Annotated in this window: 11 protein-coding genes, 2 tRNA genes, 2 rRNA genes and 1 other annotated feature; of the genes, 7 read left to right on the forward strand and 8 right to left on the reverse strand. The window is 58.9% G+C overall.

The window, feature by feature from the left end; translation table 11 throughout:
- Positions 1-62: 62 nt before the first annotated feature.
- Both KJS28_RS01230 and smpB read right to left on the reverse strand, forming a co-directional pair.
- Positions 63-602: a peptidylprolyl isomerase gene (locus tag KJS28_RS01230; RefSeq protein ID WP_021858966.1), complete on the reverse strand. Its 540-nt coding sequence runs from the start codon at positions 600-602 to the stop codon at positions 63-65.
- A 24-nt stretch (positions 603-626) separates the two neighbouring features.
- Positions 627-1,091 (reverse strand): SsrA-binding protein SmpB, encoded by a 465-nt coding sequence (gene smpB / locus KJS28_RS01235; protein WP_021858967.1) that lies wholly within the window; start codon positions 1,089-1,091, stop codon positions 627-629.
- 157 nt (positions 1,092-1,248) lie between these two features.
- Here smpB and KJS28_RS01240 point away from each other — a divergent pair, with 157 nt between their 5' ends.
- Complete coding sequence (locus tag KJS28_RS01240) at positions 1,249-1,782, forward strand: NUDIX domain-containing protein (RefSeq protein WP_213541423.1); 534 nt, start codon at positions 1,249-1,251, stop codon at positions 1,780-1,782.
- Positions 1,783-1,911: 129 nt separating this feature from the next.
- Here the strand turns inward: KJS28_RS01240 and cysK are convergent, their stop codons facing one another.
- Positions 1,912-2,844: a cysteine synthase A gene (gene cysK / locus KJS28_RS01245; protein WP_213541424.1), complete on the reverse strand. Its 933-nt coding sequence runs from the start codon at positions 2,842-2,844 to the stop codon at positions 1,912-1,914.
- A gap of 218 nt (positions 2,845-3,062) precedes the next feature.
- Between cysK and KJS28_RS01250 the strand changes: the two genes are divergently transcribed.
- Positions 3,063-4,244, forward strand: a complete 1,182-nt coding sequence (locus tag KJS28_RS01250; protein ID WP_213541425.1) for a M20 metallopeptidase family protein — start codon at positions 3,063-3,065, stop codon at positions 4,242-4,244.
- Positions 4,245-4,949: 705 nt separating this feature from the next.
- Here the strand turns inward: KJS28_RS01250 and KJS28_RS01255 are convergent.
- From KJS28_RS01255 to KJS28_RS01265, 3 genes are read right to left on the reverse strand one after another with little or no spacing between them, the layout of a single operon-like run.
- On the reverse strand, positions 4,950-5,744 hold the full coding sequence (locus tag KJS28_RS01255; protein ID WP_213541426.1) for an ABC transporter ATP-binding protein: 795 nt from the start codon (positions 5,742-5,744) through the stop codon (positions 4,950-4,952).
- Position 5,745: 1 nt separating this feature from the next.
- Positions 5,746-6,648 (reverse strand): ABC transporter permease, encoded by a 903-nt coding sequence (locus KJS28_RS01260; RefSeq protein ID WP_213541427.1) that lies wholly within the window; start codon positions 6,646-6,648, stop codon positions 5,746-5,748.
- A 35-nt stretch (positions 6,649-6,683) separates the two neighbouring features.
- Positions 6,684-7,700, reverse strand: a complete 1,017-nt coding sequence (locus KJS28_RS01265) for an ABC transporter substrate-binding protein (protein WP_213541428.1) — start codon at positions 7,698-7,700, stop codon at positions 6,684-6,686.
- 90 nt (positions 7,701-7,790) lie between these two features.
- Positions 7,791-8,041, reverse strand: a binding site (T-box leader).
- Positions 8,042-8,166: 125 nt separating this feature from the next.
- Here KJS28_RS01265 and KJS28_RS01270 point away from each other — a divergent pair.
- A complete protein-coding gene (locus KJS28_RS01270; protein WP_324614752.1) occupies positions 8,167-8,685 on the forward strand; it encodes a nitroreductase family protein in 519 nt (172 codons plus the stop codon).
- Positions 8,686-8,723: 38 nt separating this feature from the next.
- Here the strand turns inward: KJS28_RS01270 and KJS28_RS01275 are convergent, their stop codons facing one another.
- Positions 8,724-10,061: a penicillin-binding transpeptidase domain-containing protein gene (locus tag KJS28_RS01275; RefSeq protein ID WP_213541429.1), complete on the reverse strand. Its 1,338-nt coding sequence runs from the start codon at positions 10,059-10,061 to the stop codon at positions 8,724-8,726.
- Positions 10,058-11,791, reverse strand: coding sequence for an FtsW/RodA/SpoVE family cell cycle protein (locus KJS28_RS01280; RefSeq protein WP_213541430.1), 1,734 nt, complete (start codon positions 11,789-11,791; stop codon positions 10,058-10,060). The genes KJS28_RS01275 and KJS28_RS01280 overlap by 4 nt, the downstream gene beginning before the upstream one ends.
- A gap of 883 nt (positions 11,792-12,674) precedes the next feature.
- Here KJS28_RS01280 and KJS28_RS01285 point away from each other — a divergent pair.
- From KJS28_RS01285 to KJS28_RS01300, 4 genes are all read left to right on the forward strand, one after another.
- Positions 12,675-14,203, forward strand: a 16S ribosomal RNA gene (locus KJS28_RS01285).
- A gap of 122 nt (positions 14,204-14,325) precedes the next feature.
- Positions 14,326-14,401, forward strand: a tRNA-Ala gene (locus KJS28_RS01290).
- Between the two features lie 17 nt (positions 14,402-14,418).
- Positions 14,419-14,495, forward strand: a tRNA-Ile gene (locus tag KJS28_RS01295).
- A 272-nt stretch (positions 14,496-14,767) separates the two neighbouring features.
- Positions 14,768-17,610 (forward strand): 23S ribosomal RNA (locus KJS28_RS01300).
- The 16S and 23S rRNA genes sit together here with 2 tRNA genes alongside, the layout of an rRNA operon.
- Positions 17,611-17,651: the final 41 nt, after the last annotated feature.

Below are 17,651 nucleotides of genomic sequence, written 5' to 3' on the forward strand. Positions count from 1 at the left end.
GGAAAAGACTGTATATTTCTACCGTTCCGGGTGAGGTCGCCCCCACCCGGACGGTTATTTCCTTAGCTGTGGAAGGGGTCCGGCAGCTTCTCCGGCTCCGGGTACTCCACACCTTGGGTATCCACGGTGACGGACTTCATCACCTGCGGCTTCTTGGGCTTGTTGGTCAGCATATTCCGGGGCTGGGAGGCGATCTCGTCCACCACGTCCATACCGTCGATGACCATGCCGAAGGCGGCGTACTGTCCATCCAGATGGGGGGAGTCCTTGTGCATGATGAAGAACTGGCTGCCGGCAGAGTCCATATCCTGCGCACGGGCCATGCTCAGCACACCACGGGTGTGGCGCAGGTCGTTGCGGATGCCGTTGGCCTCGAACTCGCCCTTGATGCAGTAGCCGGGGCCGCCCATGCCGGTGCCGTCGGGGCAGCCGCCCTGGATCATGAAGCCGTAGATGCAGCGGTGGAAGATCAGGCCGTTATAAAAACCGGCGTTGGCGAGGGAGATGAAATTCCGCACGCTCTGAGGAGCGATGTCGGGGTACAGCTCCGCCACGATCTTCTTGCCGTTTTCCATTTCGATGGTCACAATAGGGTTGCTCATATCCATTCTCCTTTTTATCAGGCGTCAGCGGTTCTTTTCCCGCATGGCACGGTCCATCTCCCGTTTGGCGTCCCGTTTGGCGATGGCGTCCCGCTTGTCGTAGTTTTTCTTACCCTTGCACAGCCCCAGCTCCACCTTTACCCGACTGTCCTTGAAATACAGGCTCAGAGGGATCAGGGCATACCCGTCCTGCTTTTGCAGATCGTGGAGCTTGCGGATCTCCCGCTTGTGCATCAGCAGCCGCTTGGGCCGATCCGGATCCTTGTTGAAGATGTTGCCCTGCTCATAGGGGGAGATGTGCATACTCAGGGCGAACAGCTCACCATCCTTGGCCACGCAGTAGGAATCCTTCAGATTCACCCGCCCGCCCCGGATGGACTTGACCTCCGTTCCGGCCAGCTCGATGCCCGCCTCATAGCGCTCCTCCACGAAGTAGTCGTGGTACGCCTTGCGGTTCTGTGCGGCGATCTTAATGCCACGCTTTTCCATGGGAAGCGCTCCTTTCCTGAAGTGTGGCATATAGTATACCACGTTCCACCGCTGATTACAAGCCCGAAATATGCGCCACACTGCTGATAGAGAAGCCCTCTTGGCACACAGCCTCTGCCGTGGTATACTGCAGAAAGAATGCAAGGAGGATATCACTATGAACCTGACCGAACAGCTGCTCTCCCGCCGGGAGATCTACCATGGCCGCATCATCGACGTGCAGGTGGATACCGTGTCCCTGCCCAATGGCAATACCTCCACACGGGAGGTGGTACGCCACCCCGGCGGCGTGGGGATCTTGGCGCTGGATGACGAGGACTGCGCCGTGCTGGTGGAGCAGTACCGCTATGTGTTTGGCCGGACGCTGCTGGAGATCCCCGCCGGAAAGCGGGAGCCCGGCGAGGACCCGCTGACTACGGCCCGGCGGGAACTGCGGGAGGAGACCGGCGCCGAGGCCACTCGCTGGCAGCCGCTGGGGGCCGTTCTGCCTTCTCCCGGCTGCTACGGCGAGGTGCTGCACCTGTATCTGGCCCGTGACCTGACCTTTGGGGCAACGCACCCCGATGCCGACGAATTTTTGCAGGTGCGGCGCCTCCCCTTCGATACGCTGCTGGCACGGTGCCTCTCCGGCGAGATCGAGGACGGCAAGACCGTGGCCGCCGTGCTGAAAGCGAAGCTGCTGGGACTGTAAGCACCACCGGAAAAGAACAGAGCAAAGACCCGGTATCGACAGGATACCGGGTCTTTGCCCCTTGCCCTTTCGGGCAGAGAGAGGGGTAAAAAAGAGTAAAAGGAAAAAGAAGATAGCAAAGGAAGAGCCTCAGTCGGCAAACAGCGGTGTGGAGAGATAACGGTCGCCGGTATCCGGCAGCAGCACCACGATGGTCTTGCCCTCGCTGCTGGGCCGCTTGGCGATCTCAATGGCGGCCCACAGCGCAGCACCGGAGGAGATGCCCACCAGCACGCCTTCGCTGCGACCCATCTCCTTACCCAGCGCAAAGGCATCATCGTTCTCCACAGGGATGATCTCGTCATAGACCCTGGTATCCAGCACCTGCGGCACGAAGCCTGCGCCGATGCCCTGGATCTTGTGGGCGCCGGCCACGCCAGTGGAGAGAACGGCGGAGCTCTTGGGCTCCACGGCTACCACCTTCACCTCCGGGTTCCGGGACTTCAGATACTGCCCCACACCGGTGATGGTGCCGCCGGTGCCGACACCGGCCACGAAGTAGTCCACCTTGCCGTCGGTATCCTCATAGATCTCCGGGCCGGTGGTCTCGAAGTGCGCCTTGGGATTGGCGGCATTGACAAATTGACCGGGGACAAAGCCGCCGGGGATCTCACGGGCCAGCTCCTCCGCCTTGGCAATGGCGCCGCTCATGCCCTTGGAGCCCTCCGTCAGCACCAGCTCGGCGCCGTAGGCCCTCATCAGCTGGCGGCGCTCCACGCTCATGGTCTCCGGCATGACGATGATGACCCGATAGCCACGGGCGGCGGCCACGGAGGCCAGACCGATGCCGGTATTACCGGAAGTAGGCTCGATGATAACGCTGCCGGGCTTCAGCAGGCCCTTCGCCTCTGCGTCATCGATCATGGCACGGGCGATACGATCCTTCACGGAGCCGGCGGGGTTGAGATACTCCAGCTTGCCCAGCAGCCGGGCCTTCAGACCGTACTTCTTCTCCAGATGGGTCAGCTCCAGCAGGGGAGTGTGGCCGATGAGCTGATCGGCAGAGGGATAAATGCGGGACATAACAGCGCTTCCTTTCCATGCGGCAAGGGCCGATGATCGTTTTTAATAATACTACTAATTCGGTAGGTTGGTAGTACTATACCACCGGCGGAAGAAGATGTCAAGGGACTCCGGAAAAAATATTTGCTTCCGGCGCTGCTGTTTTCAAAATATGCAAGATTTCTCCCACCACAGTGTGTATAATCATAGAAAAACCAACAACAAAAGGAGCGAATACCATGGATATTCAGGAACTACGCCGGGAGGCGCAGACCATGCAGCCTCAGCTGACGGCGGATCGTCGCCGCCTGCACCAGAATCCGGAGGCAGGCGCCGTTCTGCCGGAGACAGTGGCCTATGTCAAGGGGCGGCTGACGGAGATGGGATACCATCCGCAGGAGTTGGGCGGCGGCCTGACCGCCACCGTCACCGGAACTGACACCGGACGCTGCATCCTGCTGCGGGCGGACATGGATGCCCTCCGGGGACAGGAGCAGTCGGGCCTGTCCTTCCGGTCGGAAAACGGCTGTATGCACGCCTGCGGCCACGATATGCACACTGCCATGCTGCTGGGTGCGGCCCAACTGCTGATGCAGCACCGGCAGGAGCTCTCCGGCACGGTGAAGCTGGTGTTCCAGCCGGACGAGGAGGGCTTCACCGGTGCCAAGTCCATGCTGGCGGCGGGAGTCCTGCAAGCTCCGGCCCCCAGCGAGGCGCTGGCCCTCCACGTTCACTCCGGCACCCCCTCCGGAACGGTGCTGTGCGGCAGCGGGACCTTCATGGCGGGCTGTACCCTGTTCCGTATCACGGTGCGGGGAAAGGGCTGCCACGGGGCCATGCCGGAGACGGGCGTGGACCCCATCGGCATCGCCGCCCAGATCTGGCTGGCCCTGCAGGAGATCACCGGCCGGGAGCTTCCCGCCAAGACCCCGGCAGTGGTGACGGTGGGTCGGTTTCAGGCGGGACAGGCTCCCAACATCATCCCCGATGAGGCGGTGCTGGAGGGGACGGTCCGTACCTTTGACCGGGCGGTGACGGCCCGGATCATGGAGCGCATCCGCCAACTGTCGGAGGGCATCGCCTCTGCCTTCCGGGGCAGCGCGCAGATGGAGGAGCTGGCCTCGGCCCCGCCGCTGCAAAACGATCCGGCCCTGACGGAGGATATGGCGGCGCTGGCGGAGACACTGCTGGGCCGGGAGAAGGTCTACCGGCTGAAGGAGGGGGGTATGGGTTCCGAGGACTTCGCCTCCTACACCTATGAATTGCCCTGCGCCTACCTGCTGCTGGGGGCGGGGGTACCTCAGGAGGACCCCCGCTACGGCCAGCCCATGCACAATCCGAAGGTGGTGTTCAACGAGGACGTCCTGCCCCTGGGCGCAGCGCTGCTGACTGCCGGGGCCATGCACCGTCTGGAGCGGTAAGGCCACCATCGATGAGCGGGAGCAAACAAGGCTTTGTCAGGCAAAATCCGCCCATCCTGCAAGCTTCTTGGCCATCGATGGTACACCTAATTATATATGTCGAGATATAGTCAGGAAGAATGACCCGCGGGATGGGGCTGCTGTTTATTTGGATGATCTATTACAAGACCCCCGGACAGAAGGAGTGAAAATTCCTCCCGTCCGGGGGCCTTGTGCTGACTTTCAATATTTTATGTGCATTGTTTTGCCTCCGGCGGGTGACTTTCTTTCTGTAGCTTTTTTGTATAAGGAACGTGTCTCCGACGGCCTACTTTTCCAGCTGGTGGGAAAAGTAGGCCGCCGGAGGCACGTTCTCACCGAAGTTACCCGTCGGAGACAACAAGAGCGAGACGTATCATGACAGCTGAAGGCTATCACCATAGAGATAGCCTGTCATTTCCCAGCGATAGACCCACACGCCCCTTCACCTGAGTGGGAGCGGCAGCGGGTCTGTTGCAGAGTCAATTCCCTTTACAGCCCATAGCGAACGCAACTCTTGAGAGCAAAGGAAGTTTTGAAACCATCGGTTTCAAACGGCTCTTTTGCCCACTTTTCCAGCTGGTGGGAAAAGTGGGCCGCCGGAGGCAAAAAAGAGTAACCGGGAAAAGTTACCCGCCGGAGGCTCATTCCATCGAAAGCACCCCCGGCGGCAATCAAAACATCCCCTCACGCAAGCAGGATCCGGTCATTATCTAGCGCATGGCCTGCGCCGCTGCGGAAGCGCTCCAGCAGGTCATTGACCGTGAGCCCCTCCCGCTCTGCCCCGGAGACATCCAGTACAATGGAGCCCTCCGCCATCATCAGGGTGCGGTTGCCCAGAGACAGGGCCTGCGCCATGTTGTGGGTCACCATCAGACAGGTGATGCGGTGCTCCGCCACGATGCGCCGGGTCAGCTCCAGCACCTTGTCCGCCGTGGCGGGGTCCAGTGCCGCCGTGTGCTCGTCCAGCAGCAGCAGCTTCGGCGGCACCATGGTGGCCATCAGCAGCGTCAGCGCCTGCCGCTGACCGCCGGACAGCAGCCCCACCGGCTGGTGCATCCGATCCTCCAGTCCCATGTCCAGCTGGGCCAGCTGGCTGCGGAACCGCTCCCGGTCCTTGGCTGTGATGCGGCGGAAGGGACTTCCGTGAGAGGCCCGCAGATAGGCCAGCGCCAGATTCTCCTCGATGGTCATGTGAGGGGCGGTCCCCCGCATGGGGTCCTGAAACAGCCGCCCAATGACCCGGCTGCGCCGGTGCTCCGGCTGGAAGGTCAGATCCGTACCGTCCAGCAGGATGCGTCCTTCGTCGGTGTAAAAGCTCCCGGCGATGGCTCCAAACAGGGTGGACTTCCCGGCGCCGTTGGAGCCTACGATGGTGGCGAACTCCCCATCCTCCAGATGCAGGGAGAGCTGCCGCAGAGCCTGCCGGGCATTGGGCGTGCCGGGGTGGAAGGTCTTGGAAATGGCAGTGATGTCCAGCATATCAGGCGGCCTCCTTTCGGCTGTGCTTCTGCTTCTGAAAAGCGGCCCAGCGCCGCAGACCGGGGGCGGCAATGGCCAGCGCCACGATGACGGCGGTGAGCAGCTTCAGGCACTCCACCGGCACCACCTTGGTGTAAAACACCACGGCGTAGATAAAGCGATAGACCACGGAACCCACCAGCGCCGCCAGAATACCCTTATACACCGTGCGGCGGCCCAGCACGGTCTCGCCGATGATGAGACACGCAAGCCCGATGACCACGATGCCGGTGCCGGAGTTGATGTCCACGGTTTTCTGATACTGTCCCACCATGGCGCCGGACAGAGCCGTCAGCGCATTGGACAGGCACAGCCCCACGGTGACGGTAAAGGTGGGATCCAGCGACGAGGCCCGGACCATATCGGGATTGTCGCCGGTGGCTCGGATGGAAAGTCCCAGCCGGGTCCCCAGAAACAGCGCCAGCAGACCGGCGCACAGGAGCGTCACTGCTGCGGCCAGCACCAGCTCATACCAGTTACCGCCCAACCCGGTGGAGCGCAGCAGGGTAAATACGGTGTCGCTGCCCAGCAGGCTCTCGTTGGAGCGCCAGCCCATGGCCATGAGGTTGATGGTGTAAAGCCCCGTATTGGTGACGATGCCCGCCAGAATGGAGGGAACCGACAGCCGGGTCTGGAGGAAGGCGGTGATGAACCCGGCGCACGCCCCCGCCAGCATGGCCGCCGGAACGGCCAGCAGGGGATGCCCGGCGGCGGTAAGGGTCACGGACACGGCGGCCCCCAGCACGAAGCAGCCGTCGGTGGTGAGATCGGCAATGTCCAGCACCCGGAAGCTGAGGAACAGCGCCAGCGCCACCGGCGCATAGAGAAAGCCCAGCTCCAGTGCAGTTTGTACGACAAGCAGCATGATTCGGCTCCTTTCGGAAAGTCAGTCGGAAAGCATTAGTCCTTGGTGGTGGTGACCTCCACCAGCTGGGCCATCTGGGCAAACACGGAGTAGTCGGCCTTCAGCACGGCGGCGGTGTCGGTGTTGACGGTGATGATGCCGCCGTCCATCCGGTAGTAGTCCTCCATCCCGTCCATGCCCTGCGTCATGGCCTGATAGGCCAGCGTGGCGGTGCGTGCGCCCAACTCGGTGTAGTTGACGCCGCAGGTGGCGAAGGCACCGTTGCGGACAAAGGAGTCAGCCCCGGTATAGTGGGGGATACCGGCCTTGGCCAGATCGTCTGCGATGGCCAGCTCGGCGGCCATGATAACATTGTCGGTGGGGGTGAACACGGCGTCCACCTTGGCGGAGATCAGGGCGGCGGCAGCGGCCACTACCTCATCGTTGGTGTTGGCAGTCTGCTCCACACAGGTAATGCCGTGCTGCTCCAGATACGCCTTGGCCTCGGCAATGGGCTTGGTGGAGTTTGGCTCGGACAGGGAGTACAGCAGCCCCACCTTGGAGACGCCGGGATCCTGCGCCAGCATCATGTCCAGAATGTACTCGGTATTCAGCGCATCGCTGGTGCCGGTAACATAGTCGATGCCGGTGAGCTTGGCGGTATCGGGATCGGAGATGGCGGCATACACCACCGGCGTCCGGCTGTCCTCAGCCGCCACGGCGGACACCTGAGCGGCGGTGGTGGCGATGGGAATAATGGCGTCCACCTGATCGGCCACGGCCTGATCCGCCAGCTGCTTCAGCACCGACTGATCCCCCTGCCCGGAGGTGATGGTATAGTGGATGGAGACGTTCTGCTCCTGAGCGATGGCATCCAGCCGGGCGGCAATGGCATCGGCGATCTCATCCAGCGAGGCATGATCCATCTGCTTGATGATGGCCACGGTATAGCCGTCCTTATCCGCATCCTTACCGCCGTCAGAGGGCTTGGCGCCGCAGGCGGCCAGACTCAGCACCACCAGCACGGACAGTACCAGCGCCGTCAGGGACTTCATCAGATTCTTCTTTTTCATACGGGTATCCTCCTAAAAATGATCTCAGGCGGCAGATGATCCCGTGGCCGTGCCGGGGCCTGCGGAAAATAAAAAAACGGCCTTCGTCCCACATGGGACAAAAGCCATTGCTTCTGCGATACCACCCAAATTGACGCCCAGCGGCGTCCGCTCGCTTCTGCGTACCATCATACGCACCCCGGTGGGTAACGGGTGGGGCTCCCGTCGGTCCCTACTTGGCCTGCGCCGTTCGGTCCGCCCTCAAAAGTCCATTCACCGGCCGCTCACCGCCCCGATCCCACCATCCGGGGCTCTCTGAAGGAATTGCCGCACCGACTACTTCTCTTTCTCACAGGTTTGTGCTGTGTACTTGTTGTGGAGTATTATATGCGTCCGGCACACACTTGTCAAGCCCCGGCAGAAAATTTTTCTGGCAACCGCCGACGGGACATGGTATAATGGGGACACTATCTGAAGAAAGGCAGGAATGGATATGAATTTTGCGGAGCTGTCGGCGCAGCGGTACTCCCTGCGTAAGTTCAGTGACCGGCCGGTGGAGGATGCCCTGCTGCAGCAGGTGCTGGAGGCGGGACGCAACGCTCCCACCGCCCATAACAACCAGCCCCAGCGCATCTTCGTGCTGCAAAGCCCGGAGGCCATGGCGAAGGCGGACGCCTGCATGGGCTGCCACTTCCATCCGCCGGTGCTGCTGGCGGTGGCTTATGACCCGGCGGAGGCATGGAACCGGGAGGATGACGGGAAGAACCACGGCGAGATCGACGCCACCATCGCCGTGACCCAGATGATGCTGCAGGCGGCGGATCTGGGCCTCGGCACCACCTACGTGGGGATGTTCGACCCGGAGAAGCTGACGGCGGCCTTCCCGGAGATGGCGGGTCTTGTCCCCATCGCCATGCTGCCGCTGGGCTATCCCGCCGAGGGAGCCCATCCCGCCCGGCTGCACACGGAACGCAAGCCCATGGAGCAGCTGGTGAAATACCTGTAAAAAATATCCGCTTCCACTACACCGGAAGCGGATATTTTTTAACTCTGTGCCTGCTCCAGCAGCTGAGCGGCGACGGAGCCGGCCACGTCGGAGCCGCTGCCGCCGTGCTCCACCACCACCACGAAAGCCAGCGGCAGGGTGTTGTCGTCCACGAAGCCCACGAACCACGCATGAGGAGCACCGTCGCTGACCTCCGCCGTGCCGGACTTGGCGCAGACCGCCAGATCCCCGAACCGGGACTGCCCGTAGGTCTCCTGTACGTTGTGGGCCATCATGTCCCGCAGGGTCTGGCGGGTCTCGGCGGTGAACACGGCGGCCCGCTTTTCCTTGGCGGGAATGGCGGCGGGCAGCCCCAGTACGCCGGTCTCCCGGTACAGGAGCCGGGGCGTGGCGGCCCTGTCGTCAGAGGCAATGGAGCCCATCAGTGCCAGCATGGCGCAGGGGTTCACCATGTCCTCATACTGTCCCACGCCGGACCAGCCCAGATCGCCGCCGCTCCCGGCGGTGAACAGCCCGGAGACCGTGGGGATGCCGCTGACGGAGAAGCCCTCCAGCAGCCCCGCCTGCCGGGCGTAGTCCTGCAAAACGTCGGCCCCCAGCTCCACCGCCAGCTGGGCATACACCCCGTTGCAGGAGCGGGCGAAGGCGTCGGAGAGATCCATCTCCCCGTGGGCGTAGGGGCAGGTGATGACCTGATCCCCGATGGTAACGCTGCCGTCGCAGGTGAAGGTGCGCTCCTCCACGCCGGGCAGCTGCTCCAGCGCCGCAGCGGTGGTGACCACCTTGAACACGGAGCCGGGGGTGTACAGACCGGACAGAAGCCGGTTCAGATACACGCCCTCATAGTCGCTGTCGTCGTCGCTGATCTCCGGCGGGTCGGCGGGGTCGAAGGAGGGGTTGGAGACCATGCAGAGGATATCGCCGGTCTGATAGTTGTACACGGCGGCCACCCCCTTGCGGCCGTCCAGCGCCTCCCACGCTGTTCGGCTGAGGTCGGCATCTATGGTGAGATACACCTTGTGACCGCCGGATAGGGTGCCGGTGAGGGGGTCAAAGCCGATGAGCCGGGACTGGAACGCCTCCAGCGCCGAGGTGGAGATGTTCCCCAGCTGATCTCCCACGGCGTGGAGGGTGGCCTGCCGCAGGGCGCTGTCCTCGTGATAGACGCCGGAGGGGCCGTCATAGAGGACGGTGCCGTTGCGGTCCAGCACCTGACCGGTGCGGACCACGCCGTCGGTGTAGGCATGACCGTTGGCGGAGAAGGAGGCCCACGCCTCCCCCCGGAAGGTGTAGCGCAGGCAGAACAGCGCCAGCCCCAGCCCCAGCAGTACGATCAGCAGCAGGAGCAGGACGGAGCGGAATTTCACTTGCTTCATCGGGCATCCTCCTTTCCGAAGATGTCGTCCGTGGCGACTCCCAGTTCATCCAGAAAACCGGTGGCCTGCGGCGGCTTGACGGCGGGAGCCGGAGCCTTGGGGGCCGCCTTGACGGATACGGGCGGCGGCGCTGCCGCCTGCAAATAGGCCAGCAGCCCCCAGCAGGACAGCATACTGGAGCCGCCCATGGAGACGAAGGGGAAGGTGACGCCGGTCAGGGGCAGCAGGTCCACGGAACCCAGCACGTTGAGGGTGGTCTGGAACACCAGCATGGCGGCGGTGGCGCAGGCGGCGATGGCGTAAAAGCTGGAGCGGGAGCGCCCGGCGGCCCGCAGGGCGTAAATGCCCAGCAGGATCACGGCGGCTGCAGCACACAGGGCCAGCAGCAGGCCGAACTCCTCGGATACCACGCCGAACACCAGATCCGTGTTGGCGGCGCCCACATATTTCAGCCACGCCTCCTCCGGCCCTGCGCCGAAGAGACCGCCGGAGGCCACGGCGGACATGGTGCGGGTCTGCTGATAGCCCTCCTCTTGGGCATACTCCCAAGCGTGCCGCCACACGGCGAATCGGGCCAGTACATAGGGCTTGAAGCGCAGGACGATGCCCCCGGCAAAGCCTGCGGCGGCGGTGATCATCACGATGGAGGGCAGGTCGCCGGTGCGGAGAAAGGCAATGCACAGAAATGCCACGAAGAAGATCAGCGCCGTGCCGAAGTCGCTCATCAGGGCCAGACACCCCACGCAGTAGGCGGAGAAGAGAATGGTGAAAATGAGGTTCCGCTTGGCAAACAGGCGGTCTAACGTGGCGGCCCCCGCCAGAATGAATACGATCTTCACCAGCTCCGAGGGCTGGAAGGTAATAGGGCCTATGGCAATCCAGTTCTTGGCGCCGAAGATGCGCTGCCCAAACAGTACGTTGAAGGCCAACAGCGCTGATGCGGCGGCTACCAGCGGCCACCGGAGCTTCAACGCCAGCGGCAGGCTCTGCAAGACCCGATCCATCAGCAGATATATCCCCATACCCAGCACCACGGCGGCCAGTTGTTTATATAAGGAGTGGGAGTCGTAGGCGGCGGTGACGGCGAAGCCTACGGTGGTCAGCAGCAGTGCCAGAACCTCCAGCCCACGGGAGCCGGTGCGGCGCAGGGAGCAAAAGACCCACGACAGCAGCACCAGCCCACCGAAGCCGATGCACACCGGCAGTGTGGCTTCGGCCGTCAGACCGGGAAGGAATTGCAGGAACATCAGCACCTGAAACAGGGTCAGCAGCCATAGCGTCCCGGGGGAGGCGGCGGTGCGGACCGGCCGACGGGCCTGCTTCTGGTCGGGGAAGAAGTAGATATCCACCCCGCCCATGGAGAGGGCGTCGCCGGGATTCAGGGCGGTGGGGCGCTCCACCACCGTGCCGTTGAGCAGCGTGCCGCCGGTGCGGATGGGGTAGATGCGCCAGATGCCCTCGCTGTCCCGGCACAGGGCGGCGTGGCTGCGGGAGACGGATGGGAAATTGATGCGAATATCCGCCTGTCTGGCCCGGCCGATCATGTTCTCCCAGTGATACAGCGGATAGCGTGCGCCGTTGGAGAGGCTGAGAAAGCCCCAGCTCTCCTGTTTCCCTCCGGAGAGTAAGGTGCGCCCGCAGCGGATCAAAAGCAGGACCGCCACGGCGGACAGAGCGATGCGTCCGACCCAGAGAAGCCATGGCAGCACGCCGGTGAAAAAATCGTTCATAGGAAACCTCACATTATTGTAATGGGGGATGTAAAAACAGGAGAGGGAGCGAATGGAGATCGAGGAAGAGATGCAAACAAAGCAGCGGGTAAGCTACATGGAATAAGGATATCATAGAGATATCATGATAGGGCATCGTGGATCCGCAGGAGGATGAATCGGTCAAAACGAAATAGATATCGTGTCCACCTATGGCGTACACTCCGGCTGAAAACGCTGGTGAGAGAAACTTCTGCGGAGCGGAGGGAATCGGACAGAAACAGAACGCTTTTGGACTGTCCACCCCATGCCGAACCCTGTCCAACATTCGTCCAATATAGGAATAGTGTATCATAAATGTCAAGGGAAGGAAAAGTGTACGATGGCAGGGAAGATATAAGCCCAGATTTTGACAGGGATTACAAAGCGTTGAAAAAAGTTGAAAATAAGGAAAAAAGTCGTTGACAAGGAGAGGGGAGTGTGGTAAAGTAAACAAGCTGTTCGCCGGGAGGTGAGCGGCGGGGGACCGAAGCGAAAAAGTTCGAAAAGAGCCGAAAAAAGTTCTTGACAAACGTCCTCGTGAGTGGTATCCTAAATAAGCTGTCCGCAAGGGCGGCAACCATAAAGGCTTTCGATAAAAAGTTAAAAACCTTGAAAAAAGTTCTTGACAATGCAAAGCGTTTGTGGTAAAATAATGAATGTTCCGCAGAAGCGGGCGTGTATCTTGTAAATTAAACAATGAACGAACAAAAGCACCAGACGGGAGCACATGAAAATGTGCGACGAAACTTGGTGGAGCAGGGTTAAGTCAATTACCTGCGAAGCTAAGTATAAAAAGTTTTTGAAGCTATGACAAATAGCTCTGTAACGAGATTAGCTCAGCGGAGACGCTGTGTTGATACGATTTATAGAGAGTTTGATCCTGGCTCAGGACGAACGCTGGCGGCGTGCTTAACACATGCAAGTCGAACGAGAATCTACGGATCGAGGATTCGTCCAAGTGAAGTAGAGGACAGTGGCGGACGGGTGAGTAACGCGTGAGGAACCTGCCTTTCAGAGGGGGACAACAGTTGGAAACGACTGCTAATACCGCATGACACATTGGGGTCGCATGGCCTTGATGTCAAAGATTTATCGCTGAAAGATGGCCTCGCGTCTGATTAGCTAGTTGGTGAGGTAACGGCCCACCAAGGCGACGATCAGTAGCCGGACTGAGAGGTTGACCGGCCACATTGGGACTGAGATACGGCCCAGACTCCTACGGGAGGCAGCAGTGGGGAATATTGGGCAATGGGCGCAAGCCTGACCCAGCAACGCCGCGTGAAGGAAGAAGGCTTTCGGGTTGTAAACTTCTTTTGTCAGGGACGAGTAGAAGACGGTACCTGACGAATAAGCCACGGCTAACTACGTGCCAGCAGCCGCGGTAATACGTAGGTGGCAAGCGTTGTCCGGATTTACTGGGTGTAAAGGGCGTGTAGCCGGGAAGGCAAGTCAGATGTGAAATCCACGGGCTCAACTCGTGAACTGCATTTGAAACTGTTTTTCTTGAGTATCGGAGAGGCAATCGGAATTCCTAGTGTAGCGGTGAAATGCGTAGATATTAGGAGGAACACCAGTGGCGAAGGCGGATTGCTGGACGACAACTGACGGTGAGGCGCGAAAGCGTGGGGAGCAAACAGGATTAGATACCCTGGTAGTCCACGCTGTAAACGATGAATACTAGGTGTGCGGGGACTGACCCCCTGCGTGCCGCAGTTAACACAATAAGTATTCCACCTGGGGAGTACGATCGCAAGGTTGAAACTCAAAGGAATTGACGGGGGCCCGCACAAGCGGTGGATTATGTGGTTTAATTCGAAGCAACGCGAAGAACCTTACCAGGGCTTGACATCCTACTAACGAGATAGAGATATGTTAGGTGCCCTTCGGGGAAAGTAGAGACAGGTGGTGCATGGTTGTCGTCAGCTCGTGTCGTGAGATGTTGGGTTAAGTCCCGCAACGAGCGCAACCCCTATTGTTAGTTGCTACGCAAGAGCACTCTAGCGAGACTGCCGTTGACAAAACGGAGGAAGGTGGGGACGACGTCAAATCATCATGCCCCTTATGTCCTGGGCTACACACGTAATACAATGGCGGTCAACAGAGGGATGCGAAACCGCAAGGTGGAGCGAACCCCTAAAAGCCGTCCCAGTTCAGATTGTGGGCTGCAACCCGCCCACATGAAGTCGGAATCGCTAGTAATCGCAGATCAGCATGCTGCGGTGAATACGTTCCCGGGCCTTGTACACACCGCCCGTCACACCATGAGAGTCGGGAACACCCGAAGCCTGTAGCCTAACCATTCGGAGGGCGCAGTCGAAGGTGGGTTCGATAATTGGGGTGAAGTCGTAACAAGGTAGCCGTTCGAGAACGAGCGGCTGGATCACCTCCTTTCTAAGGAGACCTCAGCGAGCCTACGGGCTTGGCTGTAACATCCTGGTCAGCCGAATGGGACTGAGTTTGTTCATTGTTTAATTTAGAGGGTATACGCCGGCAGGCGGAACGACAGATAGCACGGGGATATAGCTCAGCTGGGAGAGCGCCTGCCTTGCAAGCAGGAGGTCGCCGGTTCGATCCCGACTATCTCCACCAAGAGAATACCTTCGCATGGGCCCGTAGCTCAGCTGGCTAGAGCGTACGACTGATAATCGTAAGGTCGGTGGTTCGAGCCCACTCGGGCCCACCAGAGTTCCATTTTGCGGATGGATCTTAAGACCCAAGGGATTGGATCTTAAGATCTGGCTTCAAAAGAGGCTGGAGCTTGCATCTTGAAAACTGAACAAAGAAGAAAGTGATGAAAGCAAGGCAACAGAGAGGTCTTTCAAGGAAACTTGAAAGAAAAGTTGTGAATTTTAATTGTGGAACACTTCTGTGAAAGAAGAGGGTAACAATTACAATTTTGCTAGATCTGTGATTGCCTGCATAATTCAACTATAGAGAACCAAAATATCTCTAATAGGTCAAGCTATAAAGAGCGCAAGGGGAATGCCTTGGCATCAGGAGCCGACGAAGGACGTGACAAGCTGCGATAAGCTTCGGGGAGGAGCAAATATCCTGTGATCCGGAGATTTCCGAATGGGGGAAACCCACTGGAGCAATACTCCAGTAACGTGCATTGAACAAAATAGGTGTACGTGGGGAACCGCCTGAACTGAAACATCTAAGTAGGGCGAGGAAAAGACATCAACCGAGATTCCGTAAGTAGTGGCGAGCGAACACGGAGGAGGCCAAACCGGAGGATTTATTCTCCGGGGTTAGGACTTGCATCACGATCAGAAGAATCTAACAGAACGGCATGGGAAGGCCGGCCACAGAGGGTGAGAGCCCCGTACGTGAAAGAGGAAGCTGACAGCGAGTATCCAGAGTACCGCGGGACACGTGAAACCCCGCGGGAAAACGGGTGGACCACCATCCAAGCCTAAATACTACCTGATGACCGATAGAGGAGCAGTACCGTGAGGGAAAGGTGAAAAGGACCCCGGGAGGGGAGTGAAAGAGAACCTGAAACCTTGTGCTTACAAGCACTCAAAGCACGTTAAAGTGTGATGAGGTACTTTTTGTAGAACGGTCCGGCGAGTTATAGTAACGAGCAAGCTTAAGGTATTCAGTACCGGAGGCGAAGCGAGAGCGAGTCTGAATAGGGCGCATAAAGTTCGTTGCCATAGACCCGAAACCGGGTGACCTAACCATGAGCAGGCTGAAGTGAGAGTAAAATCTCATGGAGGGCCGAACGCACGTTCGTTGCAATGACCGGCGATGACTTGTGGTTAGCGGAGAAATTCCAATCGAACTCGGAGATAGCTGGTTCTCCCCGAAATAGCTTTAGGGCTAGCGTTATCTTAGATTACCGGAGGTAAAGCACTGAATGGGCTAGGGGGCGATAAGCTTACTGAACCCTATCAAACTCTGAATGCCGGATAATTGATGGATAGCAGTCAGACAGTGTGAGATAAGTTTCATTGTCAAAAGGGAAACAGCCCAGACCCACAGCTAAGGTCCCAAATGTATGCTAAGTGGAAAACGATGTGGAGTTGCGAAAACAACCAGGATGTTGGCTTAGAAGCAGCCACTCATTAAAAGAGTGCGTAATAGCTCACTGGTCGAGTGACTCTGCGCGGAAAATGTAACGGGGCTAAGTATACAACCGAAGCTTGGGATTGTCTAAAGACAGTGGTAGGGGAGCGTCGTGTATGGGGGTGAAGTCGCATCGGAAGGAGCGGTGGACTGTACACGAGTGAGAATGCCGGAATGAGTAGCGAGAATTATGTGGGAATCATAATGGCCGAAAATCTAAGGTTTCTTGGGGAAGGTTCGTCCGCCCAAGGTAAGCCGGGAGCTAAGGCGAGGCCGCAAGGCGTAGTCGATGCACATACGGTAGAAATTCCGTAGCCACCGAACCTTAAACCGGAAGGACACTTTCAGATAGCAGAACCCAGCCGTTGGTAGAGCTGGGCGAAAGGGACTGAAATATAGTAGGGAAGTCTGCGATGCTGAGAGGCGAGAAAAGCTCCGGTGTATGCTAAGGTGCCCGTACCGCAAACCGACACAGGTAGATGAGGAGAGAATCCTAAGGCCAACGGGAGAAGGGTTGTTAAGGAACTCGGCAAATTGACCCCGTAACTTCGGAAGAAGGGGAGCCCCGAAAGGGGCCGCAGTGAATAGGCCCAAGCAACTGTTTACCAAAAACACAGGTTTATGCTAAATCGAAAGATGACGTATATGAGCTGACGCCTGCCCGGTGCCGGAAGGTTAAGAGGAGATGTCAACCTTAAGGTGAAGCATTGAATTGAAGCCCCGGTAAACGGCGGCCGTAACTATAACGGTCCTAAGGTAGCGAAATTCCTTGTCAGGTAAGTTCTGACCCGCACGAATGGCGTAATGATTTGGGCACTGTCTCAACAGCCCGCCCGGCGAAATTGTAGTACTGGTGAAGATGCCAGTTACCCGCAACTAGACGGAAAGACCCCATGGAGCTTTACTGCAGTTTAATACTGGGAATCGGTAATGCATGTACAGGATAGGTGGGAGACTTGGAAGCATAGTCGTCAGGCTATGTGGAGTCACCGGTGGGATACCACTCTTGTATTGCTGGTTTCCTAACCTGCGGCCGTGAATCCGGTCGGGGGACACTGTTAGACGGGCAGTTTGACTGGGGCGGTCGCCTCCAAAAGAGTAACGGAGGCGCTCAAAGGTTCGTTCAGCACGGACGGAAATCGTGCATTGAGTGTAAACGCATAAACGAGCCTAACTGCGAGACCGACGGGTCGAGCAGTAACGAAAGTTGGAGTTAGTGATCCGGTGGTATGTGAGTGGAAATGCCATCGCTCAACGGATAAAAGCTACCCTGGGGATAACAGGCTGATCTCCCCCAAGCGTCCACAGCGACGGGGAGGTTTGGCACCTCGATGTCGGCTCGTCGCATCCTGGGGCTGTATTCGGTCCCAAGGGTTTGGCTGTTCGCCAATTAAAGCGGCACGCGAGCTGGGTTCAGAACGTCGTGAGACAGTTCGGTCCCTATCTGTTGCGGGCGTAAGAGATTTGAAGGGAGCTGTCCTTAGTACGAGAGGACCGGGATGGACGTACCTCTGGTGCACCAGTTGTCCTGCCAAGGGCATAGCTGGGTAGCTATGTACGGACGAGATAAACGCTGAAAGCATCTAAGCGTGAAACTCTCCCTAAGATGAGATCTCTCATCCTTTATGGAGTAAGGGCCCAGAAAGACGATCTGGTTGATAGGCCGGAGGTGGAAGTGCAGTAATGTATGCAGCTGACCGGTACTAATAGCCCGAGGGCTTGACCTACGATTTATGCAGGCAATGGCCTTCCTTCCATCCTCTTCTTT

The organism is Vescimonas coprocola (genome assembly GCF_018408575.1).
Lineage (GTDB): Bacteria > Bacillota > Clostridia > Oscillospirales > Oscillospiraceae > Vescimonas > Vescimonas coprocola.